Annotated in this window: 18 protein-coding genes; 5 read left to right on the top strand and 13 right to left on the bottom strand. The window is 51.3% G+C overall.

Translation table 11 applies throughout. The features are described 5' to 3' along the window. Positions 1-7: 7 nt before the first annotated feature. The 7 genes from E6C74_RS01260 to sixA form a co-directional block, all read right to left on the bottom strand. Complete coding sequence (locus E6C74_RS01260; RefSeq protein ID WP_136482597.1) at positions 8-724, bottom strand: protein phosphatase CheZ; 717 nt, start codon at positions 722-724, stop codon at positions 8-10. Between the two features lie 57 nt (positions 725-781). Further along, on the bottom strand, positions 782-1,150 hold the full coding sequence (gene cheY / locus E6C74_RS01255; protein ID WP_168796924.1) for a chemotaxis response regulator CheY: 369 nt from the start codon (positions 1,148-1,150) through the stop codon (positions 782-784). Between the two features lie 45 nt (positions 1,151-1,195). Then, a complete protein-coding gene (locus E6C74_RS01250) occupies positions 1,196-1,930 on the bottom strand; it encodes an RNA polymerase sigma factor FliA (protein ID WP_136482593.1) in 735 nt (244 codons plus the stop codon). Continuing rightward, positions 1,923-2,810: a MinD/ParA family protein gene (locus E6C74_RS01245; protein WP_168796923.1), complete on the bottom strand. Its 888-nt coding sequence runs from the start codon at positions 2,808-2,810 to the stop codon at positions 1,923-1,925. Before E6C74_RS01245 ends, E6C74_RS01250 begins: the two co-directional genes overlap by 8 nt. Before the next feature lie 13 nt (positions 2,811-2,823). Next, positions 2,824-4,317: a flagellar biosynthesis protein FlhF gene (flhF, locus tag E6C74_RS01240; protein WP_136482589.1), complete on the bottom strand. Its 1,494-nt coding sequence runs from the start codon at positions 4,315-4,317 to the stop codon at positions 2,824-2,826. 78 nt (positions 4,318-4,395) lie between these two features. Continuing rightward, positions 4,396-6,489: a flagellar biosynthesis protein FlhA gene (gene flhA / locus E6C74_RS01235; protein WP_136482587.1), complete on the bottom strand. Its 2,094-nt coding sequence runs from the start codon at positions 6,487-6,489 to the stop codon at positions 4,396-4,398. Positions 6,490-6,844: 355 nt separating this feature from the next. After that, positions 6,845-7,312: a phosphohistidine phosphatase SixA gene (gene sixA, locus E6C74_RS01230; protein WP_136482584.1), complete on the bottom strand. Its 468-nt coding sequence runs from the start codon at positions 7,310-7,312 to the stop codon at positions 6,845-6,847. 215 nt (positions 7,313-7,527) lie between these two features. On the opposite strand from sixA, the gene E6C74_RS01225 reads away from it, so the two are divergent. Further along, positions 7,528-10,305, top strand: coding sequence for an insulinase family protein (locus tag E6C74_RS01225; RefSeq protein ID WP_136482582.1), 2,778 nt, complete (start codon positions 7,528-7,530; stop codon positions 10,303-10,305). Between the two features lies 1 nt (position 10,306). Here the strand turns inward: E6C74_RS01225 and E6C74_RS01220 are convergent, their stop codons facing one another. Further along, positions 10,307-10,924, bottom strand: a complete 618-nt coding sequence (locus E6C74_RS01220) for a VOC family protein (protein ID WP_136482580.1) — start codon at positions 10,922-10,924, stop codon at positions 10,307-10,309. Positions 10,925-11,129: 205 nt separating this feature from the next. On the opposite strand from E6C74_RS01220, the gene argS reads away from it, so the two are divergent. Further along, the gene (gene argS, locus E6C74_RS01215) at positions 11,130-12,863 is read left to right on the top strand and encodes an arginine--tRNA ligase (protein ID WP_136482578.1); all 1,734 of its coding nucleotides are present in this window, start codon (positions 11,130-11,132) and stop codon (positions 12,861-12,863) included. Between the two features lie 341 nt (positions 12,864-13,204). Further along, the gene (locus E6C74_RS01210) at positions 13,205-13,633 is read left to right on the top strand and encodes an HIT domain-containing protein (RefSeq protein WP_136482576.1); all 429 of its coding nucleotides are present in this window, start codon (positions 13,205-13,207) and stop codon (positions 13,631-13,633) included. Positions 13,634-13,803: 170 nt separating this feature from the next. Here the strand turns inward: E6C74_RS01210 and E6C74_RS01205 are convergent, their stop codons facing one another. The 5 genes from E6C74_RS01205 to E6C74_RS01185 all read right to left on the bottom strand — a co-directional run bounded on the left by E6C74_RS01205 (position 13,804) and on the right by E6C74_RS01185 (position 19,402). Then, positions 13,804-14,034, bottom strand: a complete 231-nt coding sequence (locus E6C74_RS01205) for a FeoC-like transcriptional regulator (protein WP_136482574.1) — start codon at positions 14,032-14,034, stop codon at positions 13,804-13,806. After that, positions 14,031-16,301: a Fe(2+) transporter permease subunit FeoB gene (feoB, locus tag E6C74_RS01200; RefSeq protein ID WP_136482572.1), complete on the bottom strand. Its 2,271-nt coding sequence runs from the start codon at positions 16,299-16,301 to the stop codon at positions 14,031-14,033. The genes E6C74_RS01205 and feoB overlap by 4 nt, the downstream gene beginning before the upstream one ends. Then, positions 16,298-16,528 carry a FeoA family protein gene (locus tag E6C74_RS01195; protein ID WP_136482570.1) on the bottom strand — a complete coding sequence of 77 codons (231 nt, stop codon included), beginning with the start codon at positions 16,526-16,528 and terminating at the stop codon, positions 16,298-16,300. Before E6C74_RS01195 ends, feoB begins: the two co-directional genes overlap by 4 nt. A 526-nt stretch (positions 16,529-17,054) precedes the next feature. Beyond that, the gene (locus tag E6C74_RS01190; protein WP_168796922.1) at positions 17,055-18,194 is read right to left on the bottom strand and encodes a helix-turn-helix transcriptional regulator; all 1,140 of its coding nucleotides are present in this window, start codon (positions 18,192-18,194) and stop codon (positions 17,055-17,057) included. Positions 18,195-18,388: 194 nt separating this feature from the next. Further along, a complete protein-coding gene (locus E6C74_RS01185; RefSeq protein ID WP_136482566.1) occupies positions 18,389-19,402 on the bottom strand; it encodes a zinc ABC transporter substrate-binding protein in 1,014 nt (337 codons plus the stop codon). Between the two features lie 85 nt (positions 19,403-19,487). Here E6C74_RS01185 and znuC point away from each other — a divergent pair, with 85 nt between their 5' ends. Both znuC and znuB read left to right on the top strand, forming a co-directional pair. Continuing rightward, on the top strand, positions 19,488-20,276 hold the full coding sequence (gene znuC / locus E6C74_RS01180; RefSeq protein WP_136482564.1) for a zinc ABC transporter ATP-binding protein ZnuC: 789 nt from the start codon (positions 19,488-19,490) through the stop codon (positions 20,274-20,276). Next, positions 20,269-21,051, top strand: a complete 783-nt coding sequence (gene znuB / locus E6C74_RS01175) for a zinc ABC transporter permease subunit ZnuB (RefSeq protein WP_136482562.1) — start codon at positions 20,269-20,271, stop codon at positions 21,049-21,051. The genes znuC and znuB overlap by 8 nt, the downstream gene beginning before the upstream one ends. The last annotated feature ends 66 nt before the right edge of the window (positions 21,052-21,117 follow it).

The raw sequence follows: 21,117 nt of genomic DNA, 5'->3' as shown, positions 1-21,117 counted from the left end.
GTTACCCCTAAAATCCAAGACTCGATAGCAGGTCATCTACTTCGTCTTGAGATGAAACCGCGTCACTGCGTTCATGAGGGTTCATAATCGGTCCCTCAGGCTCAGTTAATGCTTTCTTACTTTTCTCTTGTTGTTCTATTTGTTCACTGCCGAACACAGTCAGAATCTCGACCAGACGCTGCTCTACCTCGTTGACGAGAGTAATCACGCGGCGAATGATCTGCCCGGTCAGATCCTGGAAATCCTGAGCCATAAGTATTTCGGTAAGTTGACCGCGCAACTCGCTGCTGTCACCTTCTACCTGAGACAGCAAACCGTCAATTCGATGACACAGCGCTTTGAACTCACTCAGCTCGATTTTACCATGCATCAGTTGGTTCCATTGCGGACGAACCTGAAGCAGACTTTCATGCAGACTGTCTGCAATCGGCATGCAGCGATCAACGGCATCCATGGTTTTGTTGGCGGCCACTTCGGTTTTTTCGATCACGTAATGCAAGCGATCGCGTGCATCAGGAATCTCATCATTGGCAATTTCACTCATTCGTTCATCGACGTGAAACTGCTTGAGAGAATCGTGAAGATCACGTGTTAAGGCGCCAATCTCCTTGAACATTGGGTTGCTTTCTGACTCATAAATACGCTTAAGCAGAAGGTTAGCCTGATCTTGCTGACCTTCTTCAAGCAAATGAACGAGTTCTCTGGCTTGTTCTAATGAAATCATTGTGTCGTTAGCCTTCCACGCGTTGAATAGAGCAAACTTTTGTCTATGCGACAGTTTTTATAGACGCTCGAAGATTTTTTCTAATTTTTCTTTTAACGTTGCAGCGGTGAAAGGCTTCACGATGTAGCCGTTAACGCCAGCCTGAGCCGCTTCGATGATCTGCTCACGTTTCGCTTCAGCAGTGATCATCAGAACAGGAAGATGCTTCAGTTCGGCATCGGCACGAATGTTTCTGAGCAGGTCGATACCTTGCATACCCGGCATGTTCCAGTCAGTTACCACGAAATCAAAATCACCTTTTTTAAGCATAGGCAATGCCGTCAGTCCGTCATCCGCTTCCTGAGTATTGTTGAAACCCAGGTCACGAAGCAGGTTCTTTACGATACGGCGCATTGTTGAAAAGTCGTCAACAATAAGGATTTTCATGTTTTTATTCAAAATTGCCTCCACTGAGTTCGAAATCAGTGATAGTTAGTCGTTCTGTGTCCATGAACTCAATTTGGTTCGCAGACGTTGCATTGATTGGCTTAGTATCTGGCTCACTCGGGACTCACTCACCCCCAGTACCTCACCAATTTCTTTCAAGTTTAGCTCTTCATCATAATAGAGCGAAAGTACTAAAGCTTCACGCTCGGGCAGCGATTTTATCGATGCGACCAGGGCTTCCCGGAATGCATCATCAGCCACTCCTTTGAACGGAGTGTTATCTTCTGCATCATCGACCGGTGAGATGGCGTCATCAGTCACACCCAAGTCTTCAATTCCGACAATTCTGGAACAGTTTATATCGGTTAGTACACTATGGTATTGATCTAATGACATTCCCATGTGTTTAGCAACTTCTGAATCGGTTGGGTCGCGATTGAGCTCCCCCTCCAACACCGCAATCGCCTGGCTGATTTCCCGATTGTGTTTATGTACTGAGCGTGGCACCCAGTCCCCACGCCGGATATCGTCGAGCATCGCACCCCGAATCCGTATCCCGGCATAGGTTTCAAAACTTGCACCCTTACTTCCGTCGTAGTTCTTTTGCGCTTCAAGCAAGCCGATCATGCCGGCCTGGATTAAATCTTCAATAAGTACACTGGGAGGCAGGCGCCCGATTAAGTGATGAGCTATACGCTTAACCAGTACGGAATACTTTTCCAGAAACAGAGTCTGGCTGTTCACGGTTCCGAACTGATTATAAGTAAGCGCTTTATTCACCAAATGATTCCCCTACAATTTCGGTCCGGTTGAGCAATCGTTCCACAAAGAACTCCAGATGCCCGCTTGGCGTTTTCGGAATCGGCCATGTTAACGCCTTATTGGCCAAAGAGCTAATCGCCAATGCGGCAGGGGAACGCGGAAACGCATCTACCACGATTCTCTGCCGTTTCACCGCCTGACGAACATTATCGTCCAGAGGAATACAGGCGACGAGTTCCATACTGACATTTAAGAAACGCTCCGTGACCAAAGTCAACTTGGCGAACAATTCCCTGCCTTCACGATAGCTTCTAACCATGTTGGCGACAATCTTAAATCGCTGAACCTGGTGTTCACGACTCAAAAGTTTGATCAGTGCATAAGCATCGGTGATAGAAGTCGGTTCGTCGCAGACCACAACAACCACATCTTGCGCCGCACGAGAAAAGCTCACCACCATGTCAGAAATACCGGCTGCGGTATCCACCAGCAGGATGTCCATTTCATCTTCCAGCGAGCCGAATGCACGAATCAGGCCTACGTGCTGAGCATGCGAGAGCTCCGTCATTGACTGGGTACCCGATGTAGCCGGAATGATCTTGATGCCATGCGGACCTTCCACGATCGCATCTTTAAGCTCACATTCACCCGCCAGTACATGACCGAGGTTTCGTTTCGGACGAATCCCCAGCATGACATCGATATTCGCCAGTCCCAGGTCAGCATCCAGCACCATGACTTTTTTACCCTGACGCGCCATACAAATGGCCATGCCCAGAGTCACGTTTGATTTGCCCACACCACCTTTGCCGCCAGTCACCGCGATGACTTTGGTTACGGAAGGTTGGGTTAAACGACGTAAGCCGCTTGCTTGGTCATATATCATTTTGTTTGTCATATCTGTCTGCCGCCTAGAATCTCTCTGCATCACTGTTCCAGTAGTGAGGTTCATTCTCTGTCGACTTTTCTAGTAACTCATTCGCCTTCGCCACCATGTATTTGGGCTGGGCAATCACTATGTCTTCGGGTACACGCTGACCATTGGCGATATAAGCCACTGGCAGCGAATTCTGAACAACAACACTGACAAATTCACCTAAGCTCAAACACTCATCAAGCTTAGTCATAATGCACCCCGAAAGAGGAATTCTTCTAAAGTGCTCAATGGTTTCCTGCAACACTTTGCGTTGTGCAGTTGCGGGTAATACCAGGTAACTGTGGATGACTTCGCCACTCTCCTGCATCAGGGTGTCGAGCTGCTCCGACAAACGTACATCACGCTGTCCCATACCCGCGGTATCAACCAGAATCAGACGACGATTACGCAGTTGGTATATTACATCGGCTAACTCTTTGGAATCTTTAGCGACTCTTACCGGGCAACCCATAATTCGTCCGTAAATAGACAATTGTTCGTGGGCACCGATACGGTAAGTGTCAGTGGTGACCAGGGCGACATTGTCGGAGCCGAACTCCATCGCAGCCCGGGCCGCCAGTTTAGCGACAGTCGTGGTTTTACCGACCCCGGTCGGTCCGAGCAGGGCCACCACACCACCACGCTTGAGAATATCTTGCTTAACCACCGGAACCTGATCCGACACCAGGCCCAGCAGCGCTTTCCACGCTTTCTGTGGCTGGGTGTCTTCCGGAATATAGCACGCCAGTTGATCCGCCAGATCCAGTGACACGCCCATCCGTTCCAGACGCTTTATCAGCATGGCGCGCAGCGGTTCACGTCGCTCCACTTCCTGCCACATCAGACCAGAGACCTGATGCTCGAGCAGGCGACGGATCGAGTTCATCTCTTCACGCATACCTTCCAGCTCTTCAGCGCTCAGTGAGCTCTCTTTCTGGCGCTCCCGTTCATAGCGGGAAGGATCGAGACGCGGACGGGAAGCCGGTTCAGCACGCTCTTCTCCCAGCAGTCTGGCAAGCGGTGAGTCGCTTTTGATCTGAGCGCTGCTTTCGGAGGAACGTGAGCCAGACTGACGCTTAAGTAATGCTGACAGCGAATCTTCGTTTTCAGCGCGATACGTAGGTTCTTCATCCTGAACCTCACCGCCCTGGCTGTACTGTCTGAGCATATTGGCAAAGCGCTTGGTCATTGAGCTGTCTGAGCCCGGACCTTTTTTCAGACTGACCCGGTCTTCTTCCAGCTCACGGCGTGTTGCTGCCTGTTGCAGCTTAGGCGATGCCTGAGTGCCGATATGTCTTGGCTGAGAGCCGTACGATTTGGCCGCTGCTGGGGCTGCAGCAGACGCTGTTTCCCCATCTACAGCCGCGACGATTTCGACGCCTCCTGCGACTTTTTTGTTCGACATGATCACTGCGTCTGCGCCAAGTTCTTCTTTCACTTGCAGCAGAGCGGTCCTCATGTCTTTGGCAAAAAATCGTTTAATTTTCAAAGCGGCTATCCATTATCAATGTGATGAGTCTGCAACCTTTAAACAGACATCCATTCCGGATGGAGGGAATGTCTGAACTTAGTTACCGACCGCCTGCACAATTCGAATTTGTTTCTCGTCAGGAATTTCCTGATACGACAGCACTCTCAGGTTCGGAATCGTATTCTTCACAAACTTCGCCAGCGTAGAACGCAGCACACCTGAGGTCAGCAGTACCGCCGGCTCACCTTTAAGCTCTTGCTCCTGAGTCGCCTGACTCAGAGACATCTGCAGGCGTTCTGCCAGACCCGGTTCAATACCGGCGGATTCACCACCTGAAGCCTGCATGGTTTGATGCAATATTTGTTCCAGCTCTGGTATCAGGGTGATAACGGGTAACTCTGGTTCTATGCCATTGATTTCCTGAACGATTAGTCGTTTCAGAGCGATGCGGACAGCGGCGGTCAATATGTCGGGTTCTTGACTCTTACTGGAGTATTCGGACAGCGTCTGGACTATGGTGCGGATATCACGAATCGGAATCGCTTCATGCAGCAGATTCTGCAACACCTTGACAACAACACCGAGACTGATTTGATCCGGGACAAAACCTTCCACCAGACGCGGTGCGGTGCGGCCCAGCATTTCCAGCAGGTTCTGCACTTCTTCATGCCCGATAAGCTGCGCGGCGTTGTTGGTCAGTAGCTGGCTGAGATGAGTGGCCAGCACCGTTGAGGAATCAACGACAGTGTAGCCCAGAGCCTGCGCATGCTCGCGCTGATCTTCGCGAATCCACACGGCTTCCAGGCCAAAGGCCGGATCGTAGGTCTGCTCACCGTCGATCATGCCATACACCTGACCTGGGTTGATGGCCAGCTCCTGGTCCGGACGGATTTCCGCCTCACCTACCGCGACACCCATCAGAGTAATGCGGTAACTGTTCGGCGTCAGTTCCAGGTTGTCGCGGATATGTACCGGCGGAATCAGGAAGCCAAAGTCCTGCGACAGTTTCTTGCGCACCCCTTTCACCCGCTCCAGCAGCTCTCCGCCCTGATCACGGTCAACCAGAGGAATCAGACGGTAGCCCACTTCAAGGCCGATAATATCAACCGGCTGTACGTCATCCCAGGACAGCTCTTTGGGTGGTGCGGCTTCACCTTCGATTTTGGCCGGTAACTTGGCTTCATCCGATGCTTGTTTCTGCTTACGTTGAATAAGATAAGCACCACCGCCAGCCAGGCTTGCCAGTAGCAAAAAAGCGAAATGAGGCATACCGGGCACAACCCCCATCACACCCAGTATCGCAGCGGTGATCATCAGGGCTTTCGGGTTATCGAACAACTGGAACACCACCTGTTGTCCCATGTCCTCATCGGTATTTTGACGCGTTACCATGATCGCGGCACCGATCGACAGCAGCAGCGACGGGATCTGTGCCACCAGACCGTCACCAATCGTCAGCAGGGTATAAATCTGAATCGCATCACCAAAACCGAGGTCATACTGAATCATACCAATCGACAGGCCACCGATGATGTTAATGAACAGAATCAGGATACCGGCGATGGCGTCACCTTTCACGAACTTGGACGCACCATCCATTGAGCCGTAAAAATCGGCTTCTTTGGTCACTTCAAAACGGCGCACACGAGCCTGTTCCTGATCAATCAGGCCGGCGTTCAGATCAGCATCAATCGCCATCTGCTTACCAGGCAAAGCATCGAGCGTAAAGCGAGCGCTTACTTCCGAAATACGGCCGGCACCTTTGGTCACCACCATAAAGTTGATGATCATCAGAATCAGGAACACCACCAGACCCACGGCATAGTTACCGCCAATCACCACGTTACCGAACGCCTCGATCACATTACCGGCCGCATCGCCCCCTTCATGACCATACAGCAGCACTACCCGGGTCGATGCCACGTTCAGAGCCAGACGCAACAGGGTTGCGATCAGAAGCACAGTCGGAAAAGCGGCGAAATCGAGCGGTCTGCGGGTATAGACCGTGACCAGCAGCACCACCATCGACAAGGCGATGTTGAAGGTAAAAAACAAGTCGAGCAGAAACGCCGGTATCGGCAATACCACCATTGCCAGCGTAGCCAGCACCATGACAGGCGCGCCAATCGCCGGCATGCTGCGTTGGGGAATATTGGGTAATTTGTCCGCAAATGGCAGAGTAAACTTCATAGGCCTGTAAGCATTAAGTAATTGAGTCAATCGGCGCGACTGCGCGTCGCCACAATGGTGCTGAATTGGCTTGAGGATGCAAGTTTTAGTCCAGCCATTACTGTCAAAAACTTGGCAACGAGTCGGGGGATGGTGAGATTCGGTTTGGGTGACAGGATATTGTCAGTCAGCTCAGTGGCATAATGAGCACGGCTTGCGCAACATTGGCAAAAAACAAACATCAAAAAGAGATAAAAAAGCCGCGATCTGCAGCTTTTTCTCAGTTGGTATAGCAAGCGCTAGCGCCGTCGGTGTTGCTTTCTCAGCAGCTAAAAATGTCTCGGCGGCTGATACTGTCTTGGCGTTTGAAACCGGATTAAGGGTGTACGTTCCACGCCACTTTACCCTGACGGGTATGCGGATCAAAATCGATACACATCATGCCCGAAGTCGGGAACATCGGCGGTACCATATCAGCCACAAATTCTGCCGCCAGATAGCCGACCAAAGGCAGGTGGGAAACCAACAGCAGGCTCTCTATCGGCTCTACATCAACCAGAGCGGAAATATACTCAAATACATCGCTGGCCTGCCCATAGGGCGTAATATCGTCACAAATCTCAATTTGTCGTGCAGCAAAGTAACGCGACACTTCCTGCCAGGTCTGCTGAGCGCGTAAATAAGGGCTGACCAGCACCTTATCCAGATGACCCATTTGCTGTTGCTCGAGACACACCCGCGCAACCGCGACAGACTCACTGCGACCTCGGTCTGTCAGGGCTCGCTCTGCATCACTGGCTGCGTAATGATGAGCTTCGCCGTGACGCATGATAAAAATCTTCATTGTGTATAACCTACTTTGCTCAAAGACACACGGCAGTCATTGCTGCTCGCCGCCGATTATAACAGCACGCGGTGTAAAGACTTAGACCGCGGTAACAGTCTATTAAAAACGCGCTATTGGGACTACAATGACATTCTGCAAAAAAAACACCGGCTTGCATTTGCGCCGCCGTGTTTCAACGCCATAATTACACAAAGCCCCAGCGGAGAATATCTGTGCACATAAGCCCAAATGATTCAAATAGCTACCGACACCTGACTCTTTCCAACGCGTTGCGTGTGCTGTTGATCCACGATGAAAGTGCCCAGAAGTCCGCTGCCGCATTAGCCGTTAAAGTCGGCCACTTTGACGACCCGGCTGATCGCCAGGGTCTGGCTCATTATTTAGAGCACATGCTGTTTTTAGGCACGCGAAAATACCCTAAAGTGGGCGAGTTTCAAAGCGTTATTAGCCAGCACGGCGGCAGCAATAACGCCTGGACCGGTACAGAACATACGTGTTTCTTCTTTGATATTGCCCCAAACGTATTTGAAAAAGCGCTGGATCGTTTCAGTCAGTTTTTCACCGCCCCCCTGTTTAACGCGGAAGCACTCGACAAAGAGCGCCACGCGGTTGACTCAGAATATAAGCTCAAACTGAGCGATGATTCTCGTCGCTTATACCAGGTGCAGAAGGAAACGATCAATCAGGCTCATCCATTTGCCAAATTTTCCGTGGGTAACCTGGATACACTCGGTGACCGCGCGGGCAGCTCGATCCGCGATGAGATCATTGCCTTTCATCAGCAACATTATTCGGCCGATTTAATGACTCTGGTGGTGATTGGTCCGCATACACTTGATGAGCAGGAAGAGTGGGTCCGCGACAAGTTCAGCGCTATTGTAAATAACAATCTGGCTGACAAGCAGGTCGATGAACCTTTCGTTACCCGCGCGCAAACCGGTCTGCTGATTCAGGTCGAGCCGATGAAAGAAATCCGCAAGTTACTGCTCAGTTTCCCAATGCCAAGTACCGATGCGTATTATCAGCGCAAACCGCTGTCCTACTTTGCCCATCTGATTGGCTATGAAGGTGAAGGCAGTTTATTGCTGGCTCTGAAAGACAAAGGCTGGGTCACCTCCCTCTCCGCGGGCGGCGGCGCCAGCGGCAGTAATTATCGCGAATTTTCCATCAGTTGTACCCTGACGCCACTTGGCCTTGACCATGTCGACGACATCATCCGGGCGCTGTTTACCACGATAACCGAGATCCGGGACCACGGGCTGGATGAATGGCGTTATATGGAAAAGCGGGCCGTACTGGAATCGGCATTTCGTTTTCAGGAAAACTCGCGTCCGCTCGATATTGCCAGCCACCTGGTCATCAACATGCAGCACTACCGGGCAGAAGACACCATCTACGGCGACTACATGATGCAGGCCTACGATGAAGTGCTGTTGCAGGAGTTGCTGCAGTATCTGGTGCCGGATAATTTACGCGCCACCCTGATTGCTCAGGATGGGGAGTTCGATAAGCAGGCCGAATGGTATTTTACTCCTTACAGTGTCCGTCCGTTCAGTGATGATGAACTGAGCCGTTTTGCCAGCCCGGCCACTGAACTGGCACTACGCCTGCCAGGCAAAAACCCGTTCATATGTGAGCAGCTGGATCCCAAACCACTGCTCGGCACTCGCCACCTGCCCCATATCCTGCAGGACTTACCCGGCTTTCGTCTCTGGCACTTGCAGGATGCTGAGTTCCGCGTCCCTAAAGGGGTGATTTATATTGCCATCGACAGCCCCCACTCCGTGGCGACCACGCGCAATATCGTTATTACACGCCTGTGCGTGGAGATGTTTCTAGACACGCTGGCCAAAGAGACCTATCAGGCGGAAATTGCCGGTATGGGCTACAACATGTATGCCCATCAGGGCGGTGTGACTCTGACCTTATCCGGATTCAGCCAGAAGCAACCTGAGCTGATGAAAATGATCCTCGACAAATTTGCCCGGCGCGAATTCAGCCAGCCCCGTTTTGCCACCGTCAAACAACATTTATTACGCAACTGGCGTAACGCCGCGCATGACCGTCCGCTGTCGCAACTGTTCAATGCCATGACCGGTCTGCTGCAGCCCAACAATCCGCCTTACCAGCAGTTGGTCGAGGCCTTGGAAACCATTGAAGTGGGTGAACTGGCTAAGTTTGTCGAAAACATCCTGGCCGAACTGCACATTGAAATGTTTGTTTACGGCGACTGGCAGGAACAAGATGCCCACAGCATGGCAGAAGTGCTGAAAAATGCGCTGCGGATGCAGAATCAAAGCTACGAGGAATCGCTCCGGCCTCTGGTGATGCTTGGCCGTAACGGTACCTTCCAACGAGAAGTGATTTGCGATCAGGATGATTCCGCTGTGGCGGTTTATTATCAGTCGCGTGATACCGAACCGCGCAGTATTGCCCTCTATTCACTGGCCAATCATCTGATGTCGGCGACTTTCTTCCACGAAATTCGTACCAAACAGCAGTTGGGTTACATGGTCGGCACCGGCAACATGCCGCTTAACCGCCACCCTGGGATGGTACTCTACGTTCAATCCCCGAATGCTGCTCCGGCCGACTTAATCAGCTCGGTGGACGAGTTTCTTAATGCCTTCTACCTGGTGCTGCTTGAGCTAAGCGATTACCAGTGGCACAGCAGTAAACGCGGATTATGGAATCAAATCGCCACTCCGGATCAAACACTGCGCACCCGCGCGCAGCGTTTGTGGGTAGCCATAGGCAACAAAGACTGGACCTTCAACCAGCGTGAACAGGTACTGGAAGAGCTCAAAAAGCTGACGCGCTCAGATATGATCCGCTTTGTGGTCAATGAGCTCAAACCGCGTACCGCTAACCGGCTTATCATGCATACTCAGGGTAATGCTCACCATGACGCAAAGCCCCTGCAACAGGGAAAAGAAATCGGCTCGATTGAAGAGTTCCAGCTGCGACCTAAAGCATACGACCTCGGCTAACTCAGCACGCGCAGTCGGGATTCGGCGCCTGTTCCGATTCGACAATCGTTTTCAGGGTGTGGGGGTGCAGTTTGATACACACTCCCTGCCACTTAAACGCCACGGTCGGATTATTGAGCCTCTCCCCTTGGCCTTTTGGGCTGGAGAGTTTAATTGTTACGCCTTGCTCTGCTAATCCATCCCAACCCGCGGCCAGTGCCGGAAACTGTTGCTGTATATCCGCCACAAACGCCTCTGCGCTGACCGCCTGCGATGGCACAACAAACTCCACATGCTCCCAACTTTGCTCGGGATAGATTTTGCCTGGCGCCGGATACGGCAATTCCAGACACGCGATATGCCAGGGGCCAGCGGCCAGAGGCTGGTCAAATTCCAGCACAATAATCGCCCGACAGTTGATCTCGGCCGAGGAGATTTGTCGGCCGCTTTTAAGCCACTCTTGATGCGCAGCTTGCGCTAACTTCGGGTCATTAATACGCAGTGCAATATGGTCCAGAGTATGACCAGATAAATCTATATGCAAAAGAGCAGATAACTGCTGAATTTTCTGGATAAAGTCGTCAAGTTTGTCTTTCATTTGAACAGGATGAAGGCCTGATTCCATTAGCGCTTGAAGCATTTTTACTTTCCCAAACCATCTTTTATCGGCGATGGTACCAAGATTAAGCTGAAAAGTAGAAATTTTCGTAATTTTGTCCCTATAAGCCCGGTAATAAAATTGCTATGATGTGCGCCAATTTATGAACAAGATCAAGATATGCATTCACTTCTGCCGAGTGAGCTGATGCATACCGAAACAATTCCCAGAATTGAAGGACACGCAAGTGAATATCCAAGCACTGATTAATGACAAAGTATCTCAGGCTCTTGAAGCCGCTGGCGCACCTGCAGGCAGCCCTGCAGCCGTTCGCCAATCCGCAAAACCACAGTTTGGTGATTACCAGGCCAACGGCGTAATGGGCGTGGCAAAGAAATTGGGTACAAATCCGCGCGAATTCGCGCAGAAAGTCTTGGATGTTCTGGAACTGGATGGCATCGCCAGCAAAACCGAAATTGCCGGTCCTGGCTTTATCAACATCTTCCTGAGCGAAGAGTTCCTGGCTAAACAAGCGGATGTCGCTCTGGCAGATGAGCGTCTGGGTGTCGCCATCGAAGAGCAACAAACCATTGTTGCCGACTACTCAGCACCAAACGTTGCGAAAGAAATGCACGTCGGTCACCTGCGTTCAACCATCATCGGTGACGCTGTCGTTCGTACGCTTGAATTCCTCGGCCACAAAGTGATTCGTGCCAACCACATCGGTGACTGGGGTACTCAGTTCGGTATGCTGATTGCCAACCTGGAGCGCGTACAACAAGAGTCTGGTGAAGTGTCCATGGAACTGGCAGACCTGGAAAGCTTCTACCGTGAATCGAAAAAGCTGTACGACGAAGATGCAGAATTTGCTGAGCGTGCGCGTAACTACGTAGTGAAACTGCAAGGTGGAGATCAGTTCTGTCTAGATATGTGGAAAAAGCTGGTTGACGTGACCATGATTCAGAACCAGCGTAACTACGACCGCCTTAACGTTTCTCTGACCCGTGATGATGTCATGGGGGAAAGCATGTACAACGACATGCTGCCAACTATCGTGGCGGATCTGAAACAGAAAGGTCTGGCGCAGGAAGATGACGGTGCCCAAGTCGTTTACCTGGACGAATACAAAAACAAAGAAGGCGAGCCGATGGGTGTGATCATCCAGAAACGTGACGGCGGCTACCTATACACCACAACGGACATCGCGTGTGCGAAATACCGTTACGAGACTCTGGGTGCCAACCGCGTTCTCTACTTCATCGACTCACGTCAGCATCAGCACCTGATGCAAGCCTGGACCATCGTACGCAAAGCGGGCTATGTACCGGACGAAGTAAGCCTGGAGCACCATGCGTTCGGTATGATGCTGGGTAAAGACGGTCGCCCGTTCAAAACCCGTGCCGGTGGTACAGTACGTCTGGCTGATCTGCTGGATGAAGCAGAAGAGCGGGCTAAAGCACTGATTGAGTCTAAAAACGCCGAACTGAGCGCGGAAGAGAAAGCAGAAATTGCCAGCACTGTGGCGATGGCAGCGGTGAAATACGCTGACCTTTCTAAGCACCGCACTACAGATTACGTGTTCGACTGGGACAACATGCTGGCATTTGAAGGTAACACAGCCCCTTACATGCAATACGCATACACCCGTGTGGCGTCTATCTTTGCTAAAGCTGGCGTCACTCAGGACAACATCGAAGGTGATATCCAAATCACTGATGAAAAAGAGAAAGCTCTGATTGCTAAGCTGCTGCAATTTGAAGAAGCCGTGCAAATGGTATCACGTGAAGGTCAGCCACACATTCTGTGTAGCTACCTGTTTGAACTGGCGGGTCAATTCTCGAGCTTCTACGAAGCGTGCCCAATCCTGATCGCAGAAGATGCAGCAGTGAAGCAGAGCCGTCTCAAGCTGGCTGCACTGACCGCAAAAACCATCAAACAAGGTTTGTCACTGCTGGGCATCAATACGCTGGAACGTATGTAAACGCGCAACCGGCAGGCTTTGTTGTCACAAGCTTGTGGCACTAACAACCGCTGCGAAGGCTGGCCTGAGGTCAGCCTTTTTATTTGTTCGCTGTTTTTTATCTACATCGTACTGATTCTTATCGATAAGACTGGTGTTTTTATAGATAAACAGCATTGAACTCCGCCACCAACCAAGATGTTTAGCTGCTGCGTCCGAACGCGGCTTGGGGTTATAATGCTGGTACTGTGGTTGCAGTGTGTTGCCTGTCAGTCACACAGGCAGTGATCGCTTCATTACTGACCCCGTTTCCGGTTCGATGACTGCCCTATACCACCAACACGTTTGTACGGATAACTATCATGAGCTTTGAACTTCATCCTCAACTGGCCAAAGATACCGATGTGATCGGCCACTTTCCTCTTTGTGTTGCCCTGCTGCATAAAGATTCTGCCGTGCCCTGGGTTATTCTGGTGCCAAAAAAAGCCCATCTGAAAGAACTGCATCATCTGCCAATGCATGAACAGCAGCAATTTCTGCTAGAATCTCAAGCGATCAATCAGGCTCTGGAAGCCTTATTTCAACCGGATAAGCTTAATCTGGGCGCACTGGGCAACATGGTACCTCAGCTGCACATTCACCACATTGCCCGTTTTAAGGATGACATTGCCTGGCCCGGGCCTGTATGGGGAAATACTCAGGGTGAGACGCGCAGCGAAGCTGAGCAAGAGACGATGCTGCGCAAACTGCGCAGCGTATTGTCACTAAGCACTCTGTTCGTTGCTGTATAGAATGTTCGTTGCTGTATAGAATGTTTGTCGCTGTATAAAAAGTCTATCGCAAAAGAAACCGCTATTGATCACGCTTATTCTCTTGCAGGGCTGACACTTGGTCCGTAAAGACGCAAAAGCCGCCTGTTAAGCAAGCGGCTTTTGGTTATCGCAGCACTGACGTTCCGGTTCTACATCGTCACGGTCACAGACAACGCCTGCGCCTGATTAATCGCATAGCGCACCCGGGTCACATGCTGGGCGCAATTAGTATCAATAAAGCGCGAAATCACCCCTTTGCGTATCCAGACACTGAGCATGGCATCCACACCATCCTCACTCAGAGCAAAACGACGGGCTAACTCTTTCCGTGACATGGATCCGTGTTCGGCAATCGTCTGTTTCAGCTGATTAAGTATCATGCGATGGTCACCTCGAAATGTTGTTGTCGCCGCCCCGTGCGTTTCAGTAACCAGAATACCAGCAACGCAGAAGCGAGCACTGCGACAATCCATAAACTGCTGCTGAGCGGACTCTCCGCCAGATGCGCAGCCTGATTGAACAATATCGCCCCGGCGTAGGCCAGCCCCATGGTCCACACAGCAATAAAGCGCGCAAAACGGCCACCAAACTCACGAACATAAGCGCCCATCGCCGCCACACAAGGTGTATAGAGCAGAATAAATATCAGGTAGGAAAACGCCGCATAACCAGAGCTGAAATGGCTGTGCAGATTTCCGAACAATGCAGCGTCCACCTGCTGATCAGCGGCTGCCGAAGCACTATCGGTTAAGTCACCCACTTCGATCCCCAGCGGGTCACTAAAATTCAGCCCCGTCAGGTTATCGGCGATGGACCCGACCGCCTGTTGCAAGCTGGCCAGCAAATCATAGTCGGCATTATCCGATTGGGATGAGGTATAGAGATTATTAAGGGTCCCAACCACCGCCTCTTTGGCGAAGATGCCAGTAATAATACCCACGGTCGCCTGCCAGTTGTCCGCTTCAATCCCTATCGGCGCAAATACCGGCGTCACTATCTGGGCTGCTCTGGACAGGAGCGAATTACCGCTGTCCTGGTTGCCGAACGAGCCATCCGGGCCGAGCGAGTTAAGGAAGCTAAGAATGGCCACCACCATGACAATGGTCTTCCCCGCACCAAGCACGAAACGTTTGAGCTTGTGCCAGGTTTTAATCGCCACATTGCGTAGCGTCGGCAGCTCGTAATCCGGCATTTCCATTACAAAGCTGTCACTGGTACCCGGATAAAGGGTTTTCTTCAGCACCCAGCCCGTGAACACCGCAGCCACAATACCCAGGAGGTACAAACCAAACACGATGTTTTGGCCGAGATCCGGAAAGAATGCCGCAGCAAACAACGCATAAACCGGCAGACGCGCGCCACAGGACATGAAAGGAGCCATCGATGCAGCCAGTTTGCGTTCCCGCTCCTGATCCAGGGTTCGAGTGGCCATGATTGCCGGCACATTGCAACCAAACCCAAGAACCAGAGGCACAAAGGCTTTACCCGGCAGACCAATTTTCTGCATCACCTTATCAAGCACAAAGGCGGCACGTGACATATAACCTGAGCTTTCCAGCAGGGCCAGAAACAAGTACAGACAGGCAATGACCGGGATAAAGGTCGCGACCGTCTGCACACCACCGCCAATTCCGTCCGCCAGCAGGGTCACCAGCCAAACCGGCAGATGGTCATCCAGCAGATAGTGGCCACCATCCACCAGTAATGCTCCGACACCAATATCAAAGAAGTCGATAAAAGCACTCCCAATGTTGATGGAAAACATAAACATCAGGTACATCACCACAAAGAAGAACGGCACCCCGACCCATTTGTTCAGAATCACTCGGTCGGCTTTTTCGGTAAAACTGTGGCTGAGCTTACCTTCACTGCGGCGTACCTGCTGGCACAACTGGTGTAAATAGGTGTATTTACAGTCAGCAACGTGCAGATCAATATCCATTTCACTGCGCTGCTGCTCAAACACCAACTGTTCTCGCTGCGCCTGCTGCAGCATGTTAACCACCAGCATATCATTTTCCAGCGCTCGAATCGCGAGGGCCCGGGCAGAGACCTGCTGCTCAGTAAAATCTGGTTGTAAGGCAGCAATCGCTGATTCAAAGCGCTGACCATAATCGAGTTGCAACGGCTCAAGCGCCATCCCCTGCACCAAAGCGTTATGCAGCTTATCTTTGAAGCGAGCAACCTGCTGTTTGTTGTGGGCGGACAAGGTAAACACCGGACAGGCCAGCGCCTGTTGCAGCTTTTTGACATCAATGGTCTGACGTTCGCGCTTCAGAGCATCCATTTTATTGAGTACCACCACCATAGGGCGGCCCAGCTCACGCAGCTGCAAGGTCATATATAAGCTGCGTTCCAGACAGGTCACATCCACCACATTAATGATGACGTCTGCCGGGTGAGTCAGTACCGCTCTGGATGCTATCGACTCATCAAGGCTGTTGGCATCATTACCGCTGTCCAGAGCATAAATTCCCGGCAGGTCGGTTAGCAGCAACTCATCACCGGCATACAGGTAGCGGCCGGTTTTCTTCTCAACTGTGACCCCGGCCCAGTTACCAACTTGCTGCCGGGCGCCGGTCAAACCATTAAATAAGGTCGTTTTACCGCTGTTTGGATTACCGACCGTCAGAATCTGATACTTCATCGCCCGCACTCCACCTCTATTGCCGCCGCAATGCTCTCACGCACCGCAATCGAAACACCTCGCACCTCGATTTGCAAAGGATCGCCCATCGGAGCATGACGAATCACTGTCACTCTGGTCGCAGGCAGCACGCCCATGACCATCAGTTTTTTTCTGACTTCCACAGACAGCCCGTTCAATGCGACGACCTGACCGGATTGGCCTGGTTGTAAATCGGATAATTTCATTGCCACGCCCGTAACTCCGCCTGAACGATAAAGCACTATTGCTAATGATAAGGATTTTCATTACTGATGAGCACAATAATAACGCTATGCCAGGGGGTAAGGCTTGCGCGAAATCAAAGATTCCAGATTCAATGCAGCCGGATGGTCAAGTGCCGGACCGGCCACTGCTATGTGTGGAGAAACGGGGGGACAAAAAACCTAAAAACACCAAAATAAAACGCGATTTATATCAAAACATATGACTGGCGTTTTCCTCACAGCAGTTGGCGTAAATCTGCTACAGGCCGCAGTATGCCAGCTGGTAAAGTCAGTGACATCAACCGAGTCGACATTCCCGAGCAACTAGAGAATATCGCAGGTTGGCATTGCTCAGTCATCAGACACGCTGCGCCCTTAGCGCCGTGACACACAAAGCCCAGCCTTGTGTGTCACGCTTTTCTTCTCTCAGTCGTTCAACCCCATTTATACCGCGCGGGCATCCTGCCCCCGACATGAAACATCTTAAAATCATATAATGATTGTTGATTTACAGCCGATAACCGTTGGCAATATATTGACTAGGAGACAGACCATAATACTGTTTGAAACGTTGGCTGAAATAAGACGGGTCATTAAAGCCACATTCGAATGCGACATCGGATACTCTGGCGCCACTACGCAACTGTAAACAGGCTTGTTCCAATCGGTAATGGGTCAGATACTCAGTGAACGTTCGGTTGGTAAGCTGCTTGAGACGGCGCTGTAAACTGCGTTCAGACAACAATAATAAACGGGCCGCCCGGGCGGTAGAAAAATCCGGTTCAGAAAAATGGACACAGACCAGTTGTTCAAGTTTGGATAACCAGTCACCTTGCGCCGTGAGTGCTGTCGTAGCCGCCCCACCACAATCATCAAGGATTTCACCGGCGCCCTGGCACGCTAAAGACCAAGACAGCTCAACCAGATTGCCCTGCTCCCCACTACATATAATCAGCTCACCACCGGTATCTCTGGTCAGAGTAGGCAGAGATAACAGATGGCCTTCGCGATCAAACAGCATTGCTTGCGCCAGGTAAGCGCAAGATAAACCGTGGTCTGAAAAACGGATAACCGCCTTCCCTGCAACAGACTGGCATTCAATTGACAGGATCTGACCAGGCGTCAGTCGCTGCAGGGTATGCGAGAAAATAGCATTGAAAATGATATCCGCACCCCACTGGCGCAACTCAATCATCTCATCTGAGATACGGATATCACGTTCAACCTTAATTCCGGCATGCTGTAACTCGTCCTGCCAGCAGGCTCTGACGCTGGTCATTATATCGATGAGCCGATAGCTGATGTTTGGCGGCGCGGCGCGGGGAAGATCCGCCACAGTCGAACGGCTTAACCGGCCAAGGCTGCACCGTATAGCTAAATGGGCCTGCTTGCCCTGCTGCGTATCGTGACCAACACTCAACCGACTCAATGTGGGTATCAGATTGGCAATGTGGTTTTCCTGCCAGATCTCACGTACTTCGATTTGTTTCATCAATTGGCAGTTATGGTTGAGCAACTTGCAGTTATCCTGACGCAGTCGGGCAACCTGAGTGACCATCTCCTGCAAGTGAGCATTGCACCGACGGTGGAATCCCCACCCTATCATCATCACCCCGCCCAACAGCACCAGTATGATGGTTAGCTTCATTCTCATCTCCTACATCCGCTGAGTCCCCGGGCCGGGACTGAATGTCTGACCGGCTTATGTATTTTTAGAGTATTTCATCTAATTCTGGGGCTAACTTGATTTATAGCGTACAAAGTTCGCTAAATAACGACATGCAAAATTCAGAGACAAAAAAAGCCAGCAGATGCTGGCTTTCGAATCAGTGCGCTAAAGAATCACTGCGCTAAACATTGATAGAAGCTATCACTGAGCTGATGCAGGAAGGTGAAATAGCTGCCCTGCTCAATCTTCACTTCCGTACCCAGAGGGTCAAGAACACCAATTTTCGCTTTACTGCCTCTGACAACCGTATCAATCACCGCCGGCTGAAACTGCGGTTCTGCAAACACACACTTGGCCTGATTATCAGCCAGAGACTGGCGGATCCGGATCAGGGTTTTTGCGCCAGGCTTACGATCAGGACTGACCGTAAAGTGCCCCATGTTATTCAGGCCATAGCGCTGTTCGAAGTAACTATAACCTTCATGGAACACATAATAAGGTACAGATTGCACTGCGTAGAGCTGAGAGCGGATTTCGCTGTCCGTCTCATCAGCCTGCTTAATAAAACGCGCCAGGTTTTTGCGGTACAGGTCTGCATGTTGCGGGTCCGTCTCCTCCAGGCGCAGAGCGATAATTCCGGCCGCTTGCTTAGCCTGCTCGACACTCAGCCAGAAATGCGGGTCATGCGAGCCGTGATCATGATGATGCCCTTCATGTTCTTCATGATGTCCGTCGTCGTGCTCATCATTATGGGCAACGTGCTCATCGTGCTGGTCATGATCAGCGTGTTCTTCGTGGTGATGGTCAGCATGGTTCGCATGGCTGACATGCTCTTCATGGTCGTCATGCTCTTCCGCTTCACCGTAAGATCGCAGGACCAGTTGCGGTGATTTTTCCAGCGTCAGCACATTACTGTGACTGGCCAGAGCACGATCGAGGAAGGGTTCCAGGTCTTCTCCGAACCAGATAATCAGATCGGCATTATGAATCCGCTTTACATCTGAGGGACGAAGCGCATAATCGTGCGGTGAAGCATTCGCTGGTAACAACACATCAGGTTCAGCCACACCGGCTGTCAGCTCATGGGTAATCATCTGAATCGGTTTAATACTGGTCAGTATATTGGCCGCCAAGGCAGAATTTGAAGCAGCCGCAAGTGCGGTTAGTAAGGCAATTCTGGGTAACATGAGGATGTTGTCTCCGAGCGATAGCGTTATTAGTTTATGGATGTTACATTATAACATCACCACTTTGCAAATGAGTTCCTCTTCCATGTCACCGCTTATTGAATTACAAGACATTCGCGTTGCTTTTAACCAACGCCAGGTCCTGGATAATATCAGCCTCACCCTTACCCGCGGTAAGATCACTACGCTGATTGGTCCCAACGGTGCAGGCAAGTCAACCCTGGTGCGGGTGCTGCTCGGTCTGCATGCGCCGGATTCAGGTCAGCTCAAGCGCGCCAAAAACCTGCGTATCGGTTACGTGCCGCAAAAACTGAAACTCAACGATACCCTGCCGTTAACCGTAAAACGTTTTCTGCAACTGGCGGGTAAATACAGTAAACAAGAACTGATCGAGGCTTTGCGTCTGGTTGGCGCCGAGCATTTGCTGCTCAATGACATGCACAAGCTGTCCGGCGGTGAAAGCCAGCGTATTCTGATTGCACGAGCCCTGTTGCGTCGTCCGGATCTGCTGGTACTGGATGAACCGGCGCAAGGAGTTGATGTCCAGGGGCAGATAGATCTGTACGATCTGATTGACACCATTCGCCAGCGTTTTGGCTGCAGTGTATTTATGGTTTCCCATGATCTGCATCTGGTGATGGCGAAAACCGATAACGTTATCTGTCTGCATCATCACATCTGTTGCTCAGGCACACCGGCCGCGATTACCCAGCATCCGAATTACATTGCCCTCTTCGGACAACCCAGCCGTGAAGCGCTGGCGTTTTACCATCACGATCACGAACACCATCACCATGATTTAGCGGGCCAGCCAGTCAAAGGCGATGCTCAGGATTGTTCCCACCATTCACATGGTCACCACCAACATGATTGAATTTCTGTTACCTTCGATTATCGCCGGGATTGGTATTGCACTGATCGCCGGCCCACTTGGCTCTTTTATCGTCTGGCGGCGTATGGCTTATTTTGGCGACACGCTGGCCCACTCTTCCCTGCTAGGACTGGCGCTGGGCTTTCTGCTCGACATCAACCTTTACCTCGCGCTGCTGGTGTGCTGTCTTGGTCTGGCTGTGATTCTGGTGGCGATGCAAAAGCAGAAGCTGATTGCCACCGATACCCTGCTCGGCATCCTCGCTCACAGTGCGTTATCGCTCGGTCTGATTGCCGTCAGCTTCCTGGATAATGTCCGCATCGATTTGATGAGTTACCTGTTTGGTGACCTGCTCGCGGTCAGTCCGTCTGATTTGATCTTCATCTGGAGTGGCGTGATTGCGGTCGGCATTGCGGTATGTGTATTCTGGCGTCCTCTGCTTTCGAGCAGTATCAACGAAGAACTGGCGTCGGTGGAAGGGACTAATACCGACTTGATGCAACTGATTCTGATGCTGCTGATTGGTCTGGTGATTGCGGTCGGTATGAAGTTTGTCGGTGCCCTGATCATGACATCGTTAATGATTATTCCGGCCGCCACGGCGCGCCGCATTGCCAAAACGCCGGAACAAATGGCCGCTATGGCGTCAGCCATTGGTATGATTTGCGTGCTATCCGGCCTGTCACTGTCATGGCATTTCGATACGCCGGCAGGCCCGTCTGTCGTGGTCAGCGCCACCACCATGTTCATTCTAAGCCATTTCTTCAAGCGCACCTGATGAATGGTTTGCATGTCAAAAAGCGATGAGTTGCTCGACCAGCAATGCGGACAGACTGAGAGAACA

Origin of the sequence: Vibrio sp. H11 (genome assembly GCF_004804295.1) — a bacterium.
Classification (GTDB): Bacteria; Pseudomonadota; Gammaproteobacteria; order Enterobacterales; family Vibrionaceae; genus Vibrio; species Vibrio ostreae.
Note: the sequence above shows the minus strand (reverse complement) of the source record. Positions and strands in the feature narration are given on the sequence as shown.